General features: G+C 65.0%; 16 protein-coding genes. All 16 read right to left on the reverse strand.

The window, feature by feature from the left end; translation table 11 throughout:
• Window positions 1–22 precede the first annotated feature (22 nt).
• Window positions 23–1,657, reverse strand: a complete 1,635-nt coding sequence (locus ACTDXD_RS04830) for an FAD-dependent oxidoreductase (protein ID WP_440126038.1) — start codon at window positions 1,655–1,657, stop codon at window positions 23–25.
• On the reverse strand, window positions 1,657–3,135 hold the full coding sequence (locus tag ACTDXD_RS04835; RefSeq protein ID WP_440126039.1) for an FAD-dependent oxidoreductase: 1,479 nt from the start codon (window positions 3,133–3,135) through the stop codon (window positions 1,657–1,659). Before ACTDXD_RS04835 ends, ACTDXD_RS04830 begins: the two co-directional genes overlap by 1 nt.
• A gap of 19 nt (window positions 3,136–3,154) precedes the next feature.
• Complete coding sequence (locus tag ACTDXD_RS04840; protein ID WP_440126040.1) at window positions 3,155–3,463, reverse strand: hypothetical protein; 309 nt, start codon at window positions 3,461–3,463, stop codon at window positions 3,155–3,157.
• Between the two features lie 86 nt (window positions 3,464–3,549).
• Window positions 3,550–5,211 (reverse strand): FAD-dependent oxidoreductase, encoded by a 1,662-nt coding sequence (locus ACTDXD_RS04845; RefSeq protein WP_440126041.1) that lies wholly within the window; start codon window positions 5,209–5,211, stop codon window positions 3,550–3,552.
• 66 nt (window positions 5,212–5,277) lie between these two features.
• The gene (locus ACTDXD_RS04850) at window positions 5,278–5,715 is read right to left on the reverse strand and encodes a nuclear transport factor 2 family protein (protein WP_440126042.1); all 438 of its coding nucleotides are present in this window, start codon (window positions 5,713–5,715) and stop codon (window positions 5,278–5,280) included.
• A 58-nt stretch (window positions 5,716–5,773) separates the two neighbouring features.
• Complete coding sequence (locus tag ACTDXD_RS04855) at window positions 5,774–6,607, reverse strand: SDR family oxidoreductase (RefSeq protein WP_440126043.1); 834 nt, start codon at window positions 6,605–6,607, stop codon at window positions 5,774–5,776.
• Between the two features lie 5 nt (window positions 6,608–6,612).
• A complete protein-coding gene (locus tag ACTDXD_RS04860; RefSeq protein WP_440126044.1) occupies window positions 6,613–7,356 on the reverse strand; it encodes an EthD domain-containing protein in 744 nt (247 codons plus the stop codon).
• Window positions 7,344–8,252, reverse strand: a complete 909-nt coding sequence (locus ACTDXD_RS04865) for a TIGR03619 family F420-dependent LLM class oxidoreductase (RefSeq protein ID WP_440126045.1) — start codon at window positions 8,250–8,252, stop codon at window positions 7,344–7,346. The genes ACTDXD_RS04860 and ACTDXD_RS04865 overlap by 13 nt, the downstream gene beginning before the upstream one ends.
• 5 nt (window positions 8,253–8,257) lie before the next feature.
• Window positions 8,258–9,136: an alpha/beta fold hydrolase gene (locus ACTDXD_RS04870; RefSeq protein ID WP_440126046.1), complete on the reverse strand. Its 879-nt coding sequence runs from the start codon at window positions 9,134–9,136 to the stop codon at window positions 8,258–8,260.
• Between the two features lie 29 nt (window positions 9,137–9,165).
• On the reverse strand, window positions 9,166–10,893 hold the full coding sequence (locus ACTDXD_RS04875) for a CocE/NonD family hydrolase (protein ID WP_440126047.1): 1,728 nt from the start codon (window positions 10,891–10,893) through the stop codon (window positions 9,166–9,168).
• Between the two features lie 107 nt (window positions 10,894–11,000).
• A complete protein-coding gene (locus tag ACTDXD_RS04880; RefSeq protein ID WP_440127539.1) occupies window positions 11,001–11,684 on the reverse strand; it encodes an SDR family NAD(P)-dependent oxidoreductase in 684 nt (227 codons plus the stop codon).
• Between the two features lie 98 nt (window positions 11,685–11,782).
• Entirely contained in the window at window positions 11,783–12,829 is a 1,047-nt protein-coding gene (locus ACTDXD_RS04885) for a phosphotransferase family protein (RefSeq protein WP_440127540.1), read from the reverse strand.
• Window positions 12,830–12,864: 35 nt separating this feature from the next.
• The gene (locus tag ACTDXD_RS04890; protein ID WP_440126048.1) at window positions 12,865–14,418 is read right to left on the reverse strand and encodes an FAD-dependent oxidoreductase; all 1,554 of its coding nucleotides are present in this window, start codon (window positions 14,416–14,418) and stop codon (window positions 12,865–12,867) included.
• Window positions 14,415–15,290: a VOC family protein gene (locus ACTDXD_RS04895; protein WP_440126049.1), complete on the reverse strand. Its 876-nt coding sequence runs from the start codon at window positions 15,288–15,290 to the stop codon at window positions 14,415–14,417. The genes ACTDXD_RS04890 and ACTDXD_RS04895 overlap by 4 nt, the downstream gene beginning before the upstream one ends.
• 13 nt (window positions 15,291–15,303) lie before the next feature.
• A complete protein-coding gene (locus tag ACTDXD_RS04900) occupies window positions 15,304–16,527 on the reverse strand; it encodes an amidohydrolase family protein (RefSeq protein ID WP_440126050.1) in 1,224 nt (407 codons plus the stop codon).
• 18 nt (window positions 16,528–16,545) lie between these two features.
• Window positions 16,546–17,757, reverse strand: coding sequence for a 3-hydroxy-9,10-secoandrosta-1,3,5(10)-triene-9,17-dione monooxygenase oxygenase subunit (gene hsaA / locus ACTDXD_RS04905; protein ID WP_440126051.1), 1,212 nt, complete (start codon window positions 17,755–17,757; stop codon window positions 16,546–16,548).
• Window positions 17,758–17,872 lie beyond the last annotated feature (115 nt).

Consider the following 17,872-nt stretch of genomic DNA (forward strand, 5'->3'; position numbering starts at 1 on the left):
CTCATCACACGTCATGCCGCCGTCAGTCGCGCCATCGTTCCGGCGCTGCAGCGGCGTGCTGTCCCGCCAGGAACCCGAACGTCATCGCCATGGCAATCGGTGAGCCACCCGAAGGATAGAGATACCCGAACACACCAGCGGCCACGGTTCCAGCCGCGTACAACCCCGGTAGCGGCATCCCGTCGTAACGCAGGACCTCTCCGCGACCACTGATCCGCGGGCCACCGGTAGTGCTCAACATCCCCGGGTACAACCGGAGCGCATAGTAGGGCGCCGACCCGACCGGCCCCAGCGAACGTCGGCCGAACTCCGGATCTGCGCCGCGCTCGGCCAGCCCGTTGTACTCCGCAATCGTTGCCGCCAACGTCGCGGGATCCACGTTGAGTTTTCCGGCAAGCTCCTCGACAGTGGCCGAAGGGTGCAGCCACGCAGGGGTGGGATCGCCGGGAGCCACGGAGAGCACGGCCACCTGCGACCGCGCCGTGGCATCGAAGATCAGCCAGGCTGCACCGAGGTTGGGCAGGCCCGGACCTTGGGTACTGAAATTGCCGAACGCCTTTGGGAAGTCGTTGTACCGAGTGTGTTCGTTGAGAAACCTCTTTCCGCGCCCGTTGATGATCAACGTCGCAGGATGAGACCGGATCGGCAGCCCGGCCTGACCTGCCTGAACGGCCGGCGAGCCGCCGTCGTCCGACGTGGGGTCGTAAGCGACAGCAGTGCCGAAGTAGGAACGCATGTTCGCCACCGCGGCCCCGGCCTCCAGAGCCATCTGCAGTCCGTCGCCGGTGTTGGTAGCCGCGCTCACCGGCACGATGTCGTACCCGATGAAGCCGCGCACCATTTCGCTGTCCCACTCGAATCCGCCGCTGGCCAGCACCACAGCACGTCGAGCACCGATGCTCACACCACCACTGCGGACGCCGACCACCTCGTCGTCCGCGACGACCAAGCCGTCGACTGGGCTGGAACGCCGGATCACGACGCCGCGATCTACGAGGCCACGGAGCAACCGCGCAACCAGTGCGACACCTTTGACGCGCACGTCGTCGGCTTTCCGCTGCGCGACGAGTGCTACCAGCTGCTGAGGATCCTGCGCGGTCCGCTCCTGTCCGTGAGTAGTCCGCTCTCCCAGTATGTTCAACGTCGAACGCACCGGAAGTACGTCCGCGTAGTCCGGCAGTTCGGTCCGAACGGGGAACGGCAGCGCCTCCACCGCGCGTCCTCCTGCAGTCCGTCCCGGTAGATCTTCGAGGTGCAGGTAGTAGTCGGGGAAGCCCGGGATCGCGGCCACCTCCAGCGGAGTGTGTTCTTCCAGGTAGGCCAACATCTGTGGCGCCGTGGTGACGAAGAGTTCGATCAATGCAGGATCCGGTGCGTCGTCACCGCACAGAGCCCTGATGTAGGCGAGTGCGTCGGCTTCGGAGTCGGTACCGCCCAGCTCACCGACGTGGCTGTTCGCCGGGATCCATGCGGCGCCGCCCGAGAGCGCCGTCGTGCCGCCCAGTTGATCGCTCTTTTCCAGCAACAACACCGAAGCTCCACCGTCTGCGGCAAGAACCGCAGCAACCAATCCGGCCGCACCACTCCCGACGACAACGACGTCGAACACTTCTCGCCACGGATGGGTTGCCCCATCGTCGCTCACATGGTTGCGCATCAGTGGCTCTCCTCGGCCGATTGGATCTGTGGTCGCGCATGCGCCGCCGCAGCCCCCGCACGGCGACCGAAGAAGGTGCAGTCACCCAGAGACGCGCCGCTCACGTACCCGGTGGCGGGAATTCCGGAGGTGATTCGGCCTGCCGCATAGAGACCGGGCACAGGTACATCGTGGTGGTCCAGAACCTCCCCGTCGACGGTGGTCTTGAGACCGCCGAGCGTGAACGTACGGAATCGACGCCGCGCATCGATAGCCGCAAATGGCGGACGTAGCGGTCCGAGCCACCGCACGGCCTTGCCGTACAACTCGTCATGACCGGCCTCGGCGGCACGGTTGTACGCCGCGACCGTCTCGGCGAGGGCATCCGGTGGCAGCCCGGTTTCTGCCGCGAGTTCCTCCACGGTCTCTGCGACGTGATCGGGTTGTACCGGGCCTCGGAATTCCTCTGCGCTGTCGAAGATTCTCTCGTCGAAGATCAACCACACGCGGCCGTCCTGGCGGAAGAGACCGTGCTGTCCGACTCTGCCGAGATACGAATCTTCGTTGATGAATCGTTGGGCGGCGGAGTTCACCAACAGACCAGGCTTGACCAGTGCAGGAGGAAGCGAGAACGCTGCCTCACCTGCATTCATCCGTACCGTTGCAGCGCCGGCTACCATCGCCGCCCGGAGCACGGATCCGTCGTTCTCCTCCACACCCAGTTTGTCTGTGCCTACCAGCGCCGGCGCGTGGTCGGCAAGCATATGTTCGTTGTAGATGAAACCACCGGCCGCCAACACCACCCCGCGACGGGCCGCGAGGTAGCGGTCTTCTCCGAACCTGCGGGCGACGACTCCGACCACAGTCCCCCGATCGTCGATGACGAGGTGCCGGACTCTGGTGTTGTTGCTCTGCTCGACACCGAGTTCGGCTGCACGTCGCGAGAGCACGTCCATCAGCAGAAGTCCCCCGGCGCTACCGTGCCGCGACGCCGTCGGCGAGGCGGGGCAATGACCGCGAGGGACCGGAACCGCGACAGCGTCGTACGGTGCGGCGTCTTCCCCTCCGGAGAACATCAGACCGTCGTCGGTCCACGGCTCCGCGGTGGGAGCCTGCCAGAAGGCCGGCTTGAACGGCACACCACATTCGACGAGCCAGTCGTAATGCGCCACACTGCCCTCGCAGTACAGACGGACCTTCTCTTCGTCCACATGGGGCCCGCAGGCCGCGATCAGGAAGCGGGCCATCTCCTCGGGCGAATCCTCGAACCCGCACGCAGTCTGCAGATCGGTGCCGCCACCGAGATAGATGAGGCCACCCGACATCGCGGAGGTGCCGCCGGGGCCACCGGCGGCTTCCAACGCAAGCACCTCGGCGCCTGCGGTGCGTGCCTCGATCGCGGCAGAGACACCTGCGGCACCACACCCCACGACGATCACATCGACCTGACGGTCCCAGGACTTGACCTCGGAACTCTTCACGGCTGCACTGTTGTTCACCGGACTCCTGCCTTAGGGATCAGTCCGAAGAGGGCAAGGGCCGTGCCGCACGTTCGGGAAGCACACGTCCGTCCAGGCTCAGCGAGCCCGGCCCGGCCGAAGTACACACGACTTCCAAGCCGGTGTCCTCGTCCCAGTAGCGTTTGCCGATCACGGTGCCCAGGTCGTAGCCCTCGGCCGGGCCGGGCTTGGAATCTGCATTCGTGCCGGCCGGCAACATCGCGGTCCCGCCACACCGCAGATCGATGTCCGACGGCGGTCCCTTGACGACGACAATCGATGTCGCACACACCGCGCTGATGTAGCGCTGACCCGAACGAACCTGCATTTTCATACCTCCGAATTCACGCCACAGATGTCACTGGGCTGGTCAGGATCCATCACCACGCGCCAACCGCGCGAGTTTCTCCGTCGTCACCCGATGGCCGCAACCGGAGAATCGGCCTCGACCTGCAGGGCGGCGCCGTGCGTCAGATGCTTCCCTGCCAGGTAGCCGAAGGTCATTCCCACCGCGATCGGCGTACCCCCGCCCAGGTAGGCCCCGCTGAGAGCCGACGCGGCCGTGTTGCCGGCGGCATACAGCCCACGGATTGGCCTGCCCTCGTCGCCGAGGACCTGCGCATGCTCGTTGATTCGACACCCACCGCTGGTGCCGAGCGTCCCGGGCCACTGTTGAACGGCGTAGTAGGTCGGGCCGAGAATACGTCCTGCCTGTCCGTCGTCTCCGGTCTCGTCGGCTGCGGTGTTCTCGGCTGCGGAGTTCTCAGCTTCGATGCTCGCAGCAAGTCCTGCCGGGTCGACCCCGATGATCTCCGCGAGCTCTTCGATCGTGTCGGCGCGGGTGATCCAACCGGGCGCATCGTCGGTCGGTGCCACGGAGAGGATCGCCTTCTCCTGCTTCAGATTCTGTCCGAACACGACCCAGGCAGGTGGCAGGTTCGGATATCCGGGCAACGCCGGGTCGAAGTTGCCGAAGGTCTTGGGGAAGTCGTTGTAGGTGAGCGCGCCGTCGGCGAAGCGTTCACCGGCGCGATTCACGATGATCGAGCCAGGTCCGAGTCCACGCATCATCTGTGGGAACGGCTCTCCATCCGCACCGACGATCGCCGGGTCGAAACCGGCGCCTTGGCCCCAGTAGTGGTTCATCTGAGCCAGCTGTGCACCGGCCCTCATCGCCATCCGGTGCCCGTCCCCCACGTTCCCTCCGGGTGACAGCGGCTGTACGTCGTACCCGATGTGCGCACGCATCATGTCGCGATCCCACTCGAAGCCGCCGCAGGCGAGCACGACACCGCGGTGCACGCGAATGTTCAAAGGGCCTTCCGGCGACGATGCCTGGATGCCGATCACCGCATCGTTCTCGTCGACGACGAGGCGCTGGGCCGGAGTCTGCAGCCGGACTTCAACATCGTGATCGAGGAGCGTCTTGAGCAGAGCACCGACGAGCGCAGCGCCCTTCACCCGGATTCCGCGCCGTTCCCGTTCGGCGACAGCCTCGAGCGTTGCCAACGCGCCGCCGCGCCCCCGAGCGGCCTCGTCCTCCTTCAGTGTGGTGTCGGCGCCCAGAGAGAGCAGACTGCTGCGGGTCGCCAACCGATCCGACCACTCCCCGAGTTCATCGACGGCAGGGAATGGAAGCGGCTCGACGCTGCGCGAGAAGTCCTTGCAGCCCGGCACTCTCTCTCGGATCGCCTCGTAGTAGTCGTGAAGGTTGGCCACCGACTGGGTTTCCAGCGGTGTCACCGATTCGAGGAAGTCCAGCATCCGGGGAGCCGTGTCCACAAAAACGTCGATGAGGTGCGGGTCCACCACGCGACCGCCGGCGATGTGGCGAATATAGGAGATGGCATCCTCGCGACTGTCCTGCAGTCCGGCCGGCGCGAGATGACGATTGTTCGGGATCCAGATGGCTCCGCCGGAGACACCGGTGGTGCCACCGAGGACGGATTCCTTCTCCAGGACCTGAACCCTTGCTCCGTCAACGGCCGCGGTCACTGCGGCGCTCAGGGCAGCGGCACCTGAACCAACCACCAGCACATCGCATTCCGCATTCCACCGACTCATCTGATTGTTCATGTGACGCGTTCCTTCCGTTCGGACGGTCACAGACCGCACCGCGGTCCGTGTCTGGAGGCGTGAGCCCTAGTCGAGGGCGTCACGCAGTTCGTAGAGCCGGTCGTAGCCTGTCGAGAGAATTCGCCAGCCCTCGTCTGTTCTCACGTACTCGTCTCGGTAGTACGCGGCTCCGCGGAGGACGGTCTTCTTGCTGCGGTCGACCACGGTGTCGCTGAGGGCCCAGGTCGCGACCGCGCGATCGTCGGACTCGATCGTGATGACCGGGTGTGAGACCAGATGCAGCGATGAACTGTCCGGCTTGGCGAGGCTGGTGTTCTGCAGGAAATCCAGGACCGCGGCCTTACCCTCGTGTTTGTGCCGGCCCGAGTCGTACCAGCAGACCACGTCGTCGGCCAGGCACTCCGCCAGGTCGTCCCAACGGTTCAGATCCACAGTCCGCATGTAGGTGTACTTCAATTGCTTGATTTCTTCGATGTCGTTTAGACGCGAGACCATTTCGGTCATGCTCACTCCCTAGGCTTCCGAGTGGGTTGACAGGCGTTCGATCTGCTGGTGAACAGCATTACCCGACCAGAACCGCCCGGTCCTCCTGGCGCGGCGAGGCACCCAGATGCTGACCACAGTCCAGATCCAGGAAGCTCCCCGTAATACCACTGGCCCGCTCTGAACACAGGAAGATCGCTGTCTCCGCGATCTCCGCGGGAGTGACGATCCGGCCCAGCGGCGACCGCCCTGCCCGCACGGCGAGTTCGTGCTCGGTGGTGGTGCCCAACGTCTGAGCTCGTTCGGCGGCCCACTCCCGCAGGCCGTCTCCCTGGATCGACCCGGGGAGGATGCCGTTGACCCGGACGCCGGGTCCCCACTGCAGAGCCGCGGATGAGGTCAGCGAAGTGACGGCGGACTTCGCGGCGGCGTAGGCGGCCAGCGTAGCGGAAGGTTTCGTGCCGGCCTGGGAGCCGATCGCGACGATCGCTGCACCCGGCTGGTTCAAGTGCGGGTGCATGGCCGTCATCACCCGCCAAGTGCCCATTACGTTCACATCGAGGCAGCGGAGCCAGTCTTCCTCGGGTGTCTCCACCATGGGCGCTTCGGGTTCGGTCCAGAAAGCCGCGTTCACCACGGCGTCCACCCCACCTCCGACCTCGGCGGCAAAGTCACCGAACGCCATGCAGGATCCCAGATCGGTGACATCGACGCACTGCCACCGTGCCTTGCCCCCCAGTTGTTCGACTTCGTCGGCGAGCGCCGCGAGCCGCTCGGCGCTCCTGGCACCGAGCACCACCACCGCGCCCTCGCGGACGGCCGCCTTGGCCACAGCGGAACCGACACCGGGTCCGGCTCCAGTGATGACGACGGTCTTGTTCTCCAGCAGCATCGGGTCTCCTTGGTTGCTCATTGGTGTCACAGTGGTTGCCGCAGCGGGACGCGGCGCAGGTAGGAACTGGTCGGAAGCACGTCGAGTCCGGCCGCGTGGTCGATGAAGGTGCGGGTGCTGGCCGACATGCGACCGCGGTTCTCCTCCAGCTTCCGGGGATCTCCATCGGTGGCATAGAAAGCGTGCCGGTCCGTCAGGGCTTCGAGCGGGAAATCCTCTTCGACGATTGCTGCCCAGGCGGGGCCATCATCTTGCAGGGCATGGACCACAAGGTTCTGGCGGTAGCCGAACGTGCTCTGGGTCTCGACGGCGACGGCGGTGTGGTGGTCGAGCCACCTACTTCGCCAGGAGTCGGCGTCCTGGTTTTCACTGCGCTGGATGAAGGCAAGTTGCGTGAACCCCGCGCCGCGATCGTCCAACGGCGCCGCCTCGACCGGTGTGCGTAGCGGCTCCGACTCCAGGACGGCGTATCCCGCGATCCGCTCGCCGGCCTCGCCTATCGCCTCGGCCACCGCAGCGAAACGGTACGGCGTGGCCGAGTGCACCCAGAGGCTGACGACAGCCTCCATCTGCGGTTCGGTCGCGATCCGGCGCAGTCCGTCGGGCACCTGCGCCATGCCTGGGAGTACTGCGGCATCGATGACATTGATACGCAGTCCGAGCACCGGCAGCTCCAGGAGCCGGTCGGCGAAGGACGTGCGGAGCCGGCCGGCGAACACCGCAGGATCTTCGCCGGGACTTCGCCACACGGCGTACATCAGTTTCTGCACGTGGGCCCCTCCAGGTCGGCCGCCAACCGCTCCATGTGCTCGATCACGTCGCCCACGTCGTCGGAAGGCACGCCGTCGGGTGTCGGCCGAACCGAGACATGGGTGACTCCGAGGTCTGCAAGCTGCGCCAGTCCGGCGGCACTTCGATCCGTCTGCCCACTGGCGTGCACCTCATACCCCTGCCAGTCGAGGCCCGCTTCAGCGCGCGCCGACCGTACGGTCTTGATCAGACCGGCCAATGTTTCGTGGTCGGTCGCTGCCGCGATCCATCCATCACCCAGCGTTGCCGCCCGGCGCAGGTTTGCGGCCCCGTGCCCGCCGACGAGTAGCGTGATCGGCTGCACCGGGACCGGGTTGAGTTTGATCGAATCGAACGCGTAGTGGTAGCCACGGTGATCGTGGTAGCCCTCTGTGACCAGAGAGCGAAGAATGCTGAGCGCCTCCTCGAACCGGGTTCCGCGCCCCTGCTCAGGGACGCCGAGAACGGAGTAGTCCTCGGGCCACGGACTCATCCCGACGCCGAGTCGGACACGGCCTTCGGCGAGCACCGCCAGCGACGCTGCCTGCTTGGCGACCAGAACCGGGTGTCGCACGGTCACTTTGGTGACCGAGGTCTGCAACCGGATCCGTTCGGTGACCGCAGCAAGATGCCCGAGCAGCACGAACGGGTCGGGCATCGCAATGGTCTCGAGGAACGTGCGGTCGCCCGTGGAGTTGTAGGGATAGCGCGAATCCGATTCCTGCGGATAGAAAATGCTGTCGCCGACCGACAGCGCACCAAAGCCGAGCCGATCTGCGGCCTGCGCCAAGGGCACCAACCATTCGGTCCGCACCCCGGTGAGGTTGATCGTGACCTGTTCTGCACCGATGCCCGGCGCAGTCTCTGTGGCGGTCATCGATCTCACGCCACGGATGTGGTTGGGCGGGTCAGGAACTCCATGACCACGCGTTCGAACTGCACACGCTTCTCCGTCATCGCCCAGTGACCGCAACCGGAGAAGACGTGGAGCTCCACCTCGCGCATCTGACGCAGCGGAAGCCAGGCCATCTCGAGTGGGGTCACTCGGTCGTCTCGGCCCCAGGTGATCAGGGTCGGCGCGGCGATCTTGGGCACCTGCGCCCACAGCGGGATCTCCTCGGTGGGGCGCTTGCTCTTGCCGCCCACGTGGGAGAAGAAGAGTTGGAGCCACTCAACGGCCCCAGGCTCCATGGCATTACGCCACCGCTCCTCGATCAGCTCCTCGGTGATGAACGACTTGTCGCTGACCATCGTCTTCATCCACGCGACCAACCGCTCACGCGTGGGGTCGTGCGCGAACTCGACCAGACGGGAAAGTCCCTCCGGCGGGGACGGCGCCAGGATTCCGGCGCCGACACCTCCCGGTCCCATCAACACAAGCTTGTCGAGACGGTCGGGATTGTCGAGCGCGAAACGTGCAGCAACGCTGCCGCCCATCGAGTTGCCCAGCACGTGTGCCTTCTCCACACCGAGGTCGTCGAGGAGCGTGGCAATCGCGTCCGACGAAATCCGGTGGTACGGGCGATCCATTTCCGGGCGCGGGCTCAGACCGAACCCGGGCTGATCGGGGATCACCGTCTGGAAATGCTGGGAGAACAACGGCAGGTTGGCGCCGAAATTGCCCCAGCCGGAGACGCCGGGACCCGAGCCGTGCAACATCACCAAGGTCTCACCCTCGCCGGCAATGTGGTAGCTCAGCGGAGTAGCGGCGTTCAAGGTTCGCCGCGTCCCTTCACGGGTAACGTCTACCGTCTGCAGCATCTGGTCTCCTATCGAAGTGGCGGGGTGGATCAGGACGAGGTCGTCGACGCGGTAGTGGCCACAGCGACAACCGGAAGCAGTACCGCCGAAGCGGCGAGCCCTCCGGAACGAACGGTTTGGGTGCGTACGACGCCGTCGATCCCGCCGACGATCGGGTGGCGCGGTGACGAACTACCAGCGATGTGCACCCGGATCCGGTGCCCGGCCAGGAAACGTTGGGCGGTGGCCCCCAGTTGGACCCGCACGGGGGCCTTCGGAGTGGCGGCCCCCGCAGGCACGTGCACGTAACCGTCACACACGTTGTAGCTTCGGCCGTCCTGGTGGACGTCGCTGACGGTGATCGAGTAGTCCGCCTCGGCGCTTCCGTCCACCCACAACTCTGCTTCGACCCAGCCGATGACGTCCAGATCCTCGGCAAGTTCGGGACCGGTGTAAACCAGGACATCGTCGCGTTGCTGCACCTGCGTCTGTTCCACCGGTCCGGCCGGGCAGACTGCCTCGGGGGTCATGTGGGCACCGCCGGCCGTCGGCACGGGGTTCTCCGGATCGTGCTGCCAAACGTCGGAGACCTCTACCTCGGGCGCGTCCCAGGAAAGCGTGCCGTCCTCACGTGTCGCGGCACCGTTGCCGACCAGATGCAGACGAGACAGCTGTGCCTCGGCAGGAGGCCACTGCGGGTAGTCCCGCCACACGTTTTCGCCCATCATGAACAGTCGGACCCGCTCCGGGTAGAGCCAGGTGACCGGCTCACCGGCCAGAGCGCTGCGGAAGAACCGAATCTGCAGAGTGTCCATGTCGAACATTGCGCCGGTACCGAAGTAGAGGTCGCCGATCTTGAGCTGGCCGACCGTGCTTCCTCGCGGCACCCGGTGGGCCCACGGACCCATCAGCAGGAACTGCTGGTCTCGCACCGATTCGGGTGCGCGGACCGTCATCCCCTCGAAGTTGCGCAGCGTGCCCACGTGAGCCTGGTCGTACCAGGAACTCAGGTGGAGAACGGGCATCTCGATGTCGGGATAGCACGACTCCACCGACAGCGAAGTCCACGCGTCCGAGGTCGGATCGTCATCGGCCGCCCAATCGAAGAAAAATGGGGCGATGTCTCCGAGCACGGTCTCGCGCAGTTTCTCGATCGGTGCGGTCCGGGCCCACGGAGCAAGGTCGTTGACCGCTTCCCGTGCCTCGCGCGCAGCCGAGGGACGGAGCTCACCGCGCTTGATCATCCGATGCGCGATGCCCCCGCCCAGCGCGTTGAGGGAAACACCGAGGAGCGCACCGAGTTCGAAAGCGCCTCCGCGGTAGCTACGGCCTTCGAAGTAGTCGCTGCTGGCTTGGAACGGGGCGAGAGCCATCAGGCCTTCGGGCGCGCGCTTGGCTGCCTGCCAGGCGGACGCTGCCATGTACGAGCTGCCGTACATGCCGACTGCACCGTTACACCAGCTCTGCGCGCGTACCCAGGCGACGGTGTCCTCACCGTCCACGGCCTCGGCGGTGAACGGATAGAAGTCGCCGTCCGAGCGGCCGCGCCCTCGAACATCCTGGATCACCATGGCGAATCCCGCGGCGGCTGCCTTGATCGGATCGAGCACCACCCACAGGCCGGGGTTGAAATCCTTGCTGTACGGCGTGCGCTGCAGCAGCGTCGGGAAGGGTCCCCCTCCCGCCGGCCGATAGAGATCGGCCCTCAGGATCGTGCCATCTCGCATCGGCACCTCGACGTTGCGCTGGACGATCAATTCCGCACTGTGCGTTGTCATGTGAGGAAACCTAGAAGCCGGCGAGTGCTGACGGAAGAGCCTCGTGCCGGGGGATGGAACCGAATCCTGCCGATTCTCGACAGCCCACCCCGCACGACGTCGCGTGCTCAGACATAACCGCCGTCGAGACGCAGCACGGCACCGGTAGCGAAGCTCGACGCAGCGCTTGCGTAGTAGAGCGCAGCCCCGACGATCTCCTCGGGACGTCCACCGCGTTGCAAAGCCATGGTCCGACGCGCCCGCTCCTCGAATTCCTCCATGTCCCATGCCTCCGCGACCTCGGTCAGGAACGGGCCACACAGGATCGCATTGACCCTGACCGTGGGCCCGAATGCGTGAGCGAGACCTTCCGTCACGGCGTTCAGCCCGGCCTTCGCGGCCGCATACGGCAGGGCATGTGGACGCGGCTTGATCGATTGGGTCGAGGTGATGTTGATGATCGAACCGCCGCGGCCTTCGGCCATCTTCGTGCCGGCCAGCACCGAGAGCCGGAACGGGCCACGCAGATTGACCCCGATGACCTTGTCGAACAATGCCTCTTCGAGCTTGTCCAGACTCGGATACAGCGGCGACAGCCCCGCATTGTTCACCAGCACGTCGAGCTGACCGAACCGCTCGTGTACCACTGCCATCAGGTCATCGCACTGCGACCACTCACTCACATTGCAGGCAAACGCACTGGCACGGACCCCGTAGGTGTCTCGCAGTTCGGCCGCAACCTCCTCGCATGCCGCGAACTTTCGGCTGGCGATGATCACGTTCGCGCCCCGCGCGGCAAAACCGTGAGCCATCTGCAGCCCCAATCCGCGACTGCCCCCGGTGATCAACACCGTCTTGTCTCGAACATCGAAGATCGGATCGGTAGTGCTGTGCGGCGAGACTGCGATGGTCACGAGATGATTCTTTCTGCGCGGCGGAAGAGGGCTTGGCTCATCCCATGGAGGCGGACGCCGACGGCCGGGTCGGCCAACCCCGCGCGCGAACGTGCATGGGTGCCTTCGAGGATGACCCCGATCTTGAAGCAGGCGAGCACGACGTACCAGTCCACGGCACTCACGTCGAGTTCACTGGTGGTGCAATACCTGTCCACCAGCTCGCCTGCGAGGGGAAGACCCTCGGTTCGGTAGATGGGCCCGGCGATTCCGATCGGCTCGTCGGCCGATGGCCAGGTCGCCAGGAACCGGCCGAGATCGAGGAGCGGGTCACCGATGGTGGCCATCTCCCAGTCGACGACGGCCAGGACACGAGCGTCGTCCTCGGAAAAGATCAGATTGGCGAGATGGTAGTCGCCGTGCATGATGCCCGGCCGGAAAGTCGCGGGCCGATTGGTCCCGAGCCATGCCACGATCGACTCCAGCCCAGGCAGCTCGACGCCGTCGTAACCATCGAGCGCGAGGAACGAGTCGATTTCTCGCAACCATCGGGGGACCTGACGTTCCAGGAACCCCTCCGGCTTACCGAACTCTCCGAGGCCGATGCTTCGGTAGTCCACGTTCCCCATGGTTGCAAGTACGTCCATCGCGCGGAACGCAAGATCTCTTCGTAAGTCCCGGTTCTCGGCGAACCGCGGTGGGACGACAACGGCCGGGTTGAATCCGTCGACCATCTCCATGACATAGAAGACACATCCGGCGACGCTCTCGTCGGTGCAGGCAGCCACCAGCTCGGCATGTGGGACAGCGCTACCGGCCAGCGCACCGAGGATCTCGATCTCGCGCCGCAACACCACATTGCTGCTCTTGCGCAGGTGCAGCGGAGGGCGACGCAGCACGAGCTCGTCATCCGCGTGCGTGTAGCGGATCAGGATGTTCTGGGTGCCGCCGGCCAGCACGTCGACCGGGCTGCCGGGGTCGGGCCCGATCCCCTGGGAGTCGAGCCAGGACGAGATCCGATCCCAGTGGGCAAGTCGCTGATCAGGCTCTCCCGGTGTGCCCACACCGACTGGGGGCGACGGCGACAGTTCTTCCGTCCTCACGTCTGCGCCTTCTCGACCATGTGCCTGGCAGCGAGGTAACCGAAGACCATGGACGAACCGATCGGCGCCCCCGGCCCCGGATAACAGGAACCGGTCCAGGAGGCCATGATGTTGCCTGCTGCGTAGAGACCGACGATCGGTTCGCCCGATTCGTCGAGAACCCGTGCGTTCGGATCTGCGCGCAGACCTCCCTTGGTACCCAGATCACTGAGCACCATGGGCAGCGCGTAGAAAGGGCCCGTTCGTACCGGTGCGAGTGCCGAGTTGGGATACACCTCGGGATCGGCGAAGAACAGGTCGAAGGCATTGTCGCCGCGTCCGAATTCGTCGTCGACGCCGGTTGCAGCGAACCCGTTGAACCGCTCTACGGTCGCTTCGAGGTTCTTCGTAGGTACGCCCAGGGCAGCAGCGAGCTTGCCGATGGTTTCTCCACGATAGGCGAAGCCTCCGGCGAGCCACTCTTCCGGAACCGGAGCACCCGGCGGCTCACCGTTGAGCCCGTAACGGTCGACGTACGCCTGATCGACGATGAACCAGGCGGGTAATGTCAAGGCGCCGTTCAGGATACCGGTCCGGAACGCTCGACCGATTCGGTCGTACGGCAACGACTCGTTGCAGAAACGACGACCGTCCTGATCAACGACGATCGACCCCGGATGCCCGCGTTGATGGACCCGGAATGACGGGCCGAGCGGGGTATCGAATGCAGGAGTCCACCATGCCTCGTGGAGCAGATCGGCAGCAGCGCCGATGCGGCGTGCCTCGGCGAGTACTTCGCCGGTGCTGCCAGGGGCGCCCATCTGCCAGCCCGACTCCACTGGATGCCCCTCATGCTTGCGCATTTCGATGTCGTGGTCGAAGCCGCCGGCCGCCAGGAGCACCCCGGTTCGGACACGAACGTTGATCTCACCGTCGCGACTACCGAGGCGGGCACCGATGACCTCCCCGGAACGAGTGTCAAGCTCACGCAACGGTGCCTCGAGCTCGATCAGCACCCCGGCACGCACGCACGCCTGAATGAGGCGGCCCAGCAGCGCGCGCCCACCTTGGAGCCGGTTACCCGTGTCGTGGCCGCCTCGGATCAACGGCAGTTCCGGCCGGATCAGGCGAACCAGATCGTTGCCGACGGCCCAGTCCGGCAGGGGTTTCGGGAAGATCGCCCGGCCGTTCGGCATATACCCTGGGGCATCGGGGTAGTAGTCGGGGAAGGCACGCCAATTGAACTCGATGGACGGGTCCTGGAGCAGGAAATCGACCATCTCCGGCGCAGCGTCGAGATATGCCTCACGCAGGTCGGCGAATCCGGTGCCATCCGTCGTCGCAGCAATATATGCATCGACCTCCTCCCGCGTATCGTCGAACGCAGCCGCCGAGACGGAGTTCAACGGCAGCCACAGTCCGGCCCCGGCGTAGGCGGTGGTGCCCCCGAGGTACTCGGTCTTCTCCGCGAGGATCACGTCAAGACCGAGGGTGGCAGCGGTGAGAGCGCCCGTGAGCGCGCCCGCACCGCCACCCACCACGAGGACATCACACTCGAGCAAGGAGGTCATGCACTTACCTTTCTGTGACCCCAGTAGCTGGTAGCAGTGGTTTCGTACGTGGGTGTCCCGGGTTCGACGAGGCGTCCCTCGCAACCCACCTCGACGGTGAAGCCGTCAGGAGTCATCGAGTAGAACGAGACCATCCCGTCGTTGCTGTGCCGACCGAGCGTGAGACGCTGCTGGATACCCGAATTCAGGGCACGGTCGTAGGCTCGACCCACATCGTCGATCGAGCCGACTTCCACCATGAAGTGGATCAGCTGGGCCGGACCCGGCCGCTTCATCAACGCCACCGTGTGGTGGCGACGGTTGCAGCCCAGAAATGTGATTCGCTCATCTCCCCGCTTGCCATCGGGACCCATCGCACGCATGGTGTTGCGATCTACGAAGCCGAGAGCATCCCGGTAGAACTCGAGCGCCTCGTCCGCCTCCGGTCCCCCGACGACGACGTGCCCCATACCGAGGTCTCCTGTGACGAATTCCCGCACATGGAGGGTCTCGAGCGGGTCGTGCACCAGCGACGGTCCGCTGTACAACTCGAGCGGCATACCGAACGGATCGCTCATCATCCGCAGGTCCCGAACTCGCCGTGCGTCACACTCGGCGGAAGTCCCTGTGCGGATGCCGATTCCCCGTTCATTCAGCGATATCGTCAGGGAATCCAGTGCATCCCGGTTCTCCATCTCGAACCCGATTCCGGCGACCCGCCCGGACTCACCGGGCATTATCTCGAGCCGTGTGGCGTGCTCGTCCATGCGGAAGGCGACTCCGCCCTCGGGAAGCCGATCAGCGGTCATCCCCAGAACCTGGGTCCCGAACCGGGTCCATGCAGCGACGTCGACCGAAGTCAGCCGGAGGTATCCGAGAGAGTGGATTGTCATCGAGGGATTCCTGTCACCGTGCGAGAGTCTGCATGGCGTCCTGGAACCACTCGCAGTCCTTCGGGTAATCCTCAGGCGCGAGTGGCACCTGGATCTCATCGGGGCTGGGGCCGACACGCTCGGCGATCTTGTCGAGCTTCGCCAGATCGAAACCGTAGAGGTTAGCGCAGGTCTCACCGAGTAGACGACGGGCATCCGCCTCTTCGACGTCCGCCAACGCGACCCGCAGGTGCTCGCGAGTGTATGGCGCGGTTCCCTCACGGTGAGGGTAGTCGCTGCCCCACATGACGTTTCCGGGCCCGAGACCGAGGGCCGGTTGCACCTCACCTGGCCTGATCGTGCTCGCGCCGACGAAGCAGTTACGGGCGAAGTACTCGCTCGGACTCAGCGACAGCTTGTCGAATGCCTGCTTGACGAACATCTCCAGCCACGGACGATCGGACACGGCCGCGAACTGCACCTCGAGCCTGTGCAGCGTCTCGAGGACCCACTTGACACCCTGCTCAGTCATCGAGAACTTCAGATTCGGGAACTTCTCGAACACGCCACCGATGAGCATGTGCGACAGCGTGCGGTTGGTGAACAGACCGAATTCGTACAGCATGACCGCGGAGGTGGCCGGATCGTCCGGGTACTCGGGCTCACCCGAACCGGAGTGCGTACCGACGACCAGACCGGTCTCCTCGACGGCACGCCAGACAGGATCGTAGTAATCGGTGTAGTGAGGCAGGGCCGTCGGGTGGTTCGGCGGGCTGGCAGGGATGACCACGCCACCGATGACGCCGGTCTCGGCGGCCCAGTGGATCTCCTTGACTGCGTCCTCGATTTGGTGTGGGAACACCTGGATCATGCCGCGTCGCTGTACCGGAAGCTCGGAGCAGAAGTCGACGAGCCAGCGATTGTGCGCCTGGATACCGGCCCAGCGCTTGTCGTAGTCCTCCTTGTTGGTGGGAAGCGGGACGACATTGACAATGGAGGGGAAGAAAGGCGGGATCGTGTTGGGGAAGATCACCTCACCGACAACGCCGTCCTCTTCCATATGGGTGCGGCGCAGTTCGCTGTCCCAGTTCCGAGCGGCGGTGTCGTTGACCAGATCGTCCCACGGGCTCGCGTATGCCTTGGCCCACGCGTCGAACTCCTCGTGCCAACTCGACGGAAGGTATTTCTTGTATTCCCAGAGATCAGCGCCGGCGTGGGTGTCGGCAGAGACGATGGTGTAGTTTTTCTTCGCGCTCATTGTGCTTGTTCCTTCTGCTCAGACTACGGATTCGCTTGGGCCCAGCCCCATGGCGTTGTGGGCCCAGCTGTGCAGGGTTCGTTCGTTGGTGTTGACTGTGTGGTGCTTGGCGGCATGGGCGTCGCGCCAGATGCGCTGCATGGGGTGGGTGTCGCTGATGACGGCTGCGCCTGCGCGGTCGAAGACATCGTCGATGGCAGACACACATCGCACGGTGCCCAGGACCTGATCGCGGCGAGCGGTCGACCGCTGCTCCATCGTCGGAACTCCGCCTGCTGCGAGGGTGGTATGGATCTCGGAGATGTTGCCGAGCAGTTGGCGACGGCAGGCGTCTATCGTGCTTGCTGCGGCGCCGAGAGCTGCTACCGAGTACGGGTCGGCATCGAGCATTTTGCCGTGGGCGCGACTGACTCGCTTGCTCTGATAGTCGACGGCAATGTCCAGCAAGCCCTGAGCCATTCCGATCACGGGGGCGGTAATGACGCTGGGGAACATCGTCGCGAACGGCATACCGTAGAGCGGCGAAGTGTTGCTCACGCGTCCGGGGGCGTCATTCGAGTAGACCTGGGTCTTCGTCAGCGCACGGTGAGAGGGTACGAATGCGCCGTCGATCACGATGTCGTTGCTACCGGTACCGCGCAGTCCGACGGTGTGCCAGACATCCTCGACCACATAGTCGGTCCGGGGGATCACGACGTTGTAGGTGGTGGGAGGGCCGTCCTCGTTCACCTGTAGCGCGCCCAGAATGGCCCATTGGCAATGGTCACTGCCCGAGGAGAAGCTCCACCGTCCCGTGAGTTCGAACCCTCCGGGTACGGCTGTAAGTTTGCCTCCCGGCATATAGGACGAGCTGATCCAGGCATCGGGGTTCTCATCCCAGATTTCGTGCTGGAGCTTGGCATCGAAGAGCGCGAGCTGCCAGTTGTGGACGCCGACGACCCCGGTGACCCATGCCGTCGAACCACAGTGTTCGGCGATCGTGAGCACCGCTTCGTAGAACGCCGCGGGTTCTGTCTCGTAGCCACCGAACGCTTTGGGCTGCAGCATGCGCATCACCCCGGCGTCCGTGAGCTCCTTGACCGTGGAATCCGGGAGCCGGCGATCGGACTCCGCTTGCGCGGCACGTTCACCGATTCCGAGGAGCAGATCGTGCACTGCCCCGAGCACTGCGCCGACCGCAGCCTCGTGGCCGGTTCCTGGACCCGGATGTGGGCCGCCTTTGCTTGGCATCTTTCCTCCTGATGTTCCGGGCTGCGCGATAGTTGGACACTAGGCGCATAGAACATGTGTGGAGGAGGGTCAGGTGCCACTGGATGAGATCCGCTTCACAGGAAGTTCGTACTAC

Source organism: Rhodococcus sp. SJ-3 (assembly GCF_051918125.1).
Taxonomy (GTDB): domain Bacteria; phylum Actinomycetota; class Actinomycetes; order Mycobacteriales; family Mycobacteriaceae; genus Rhodococcus.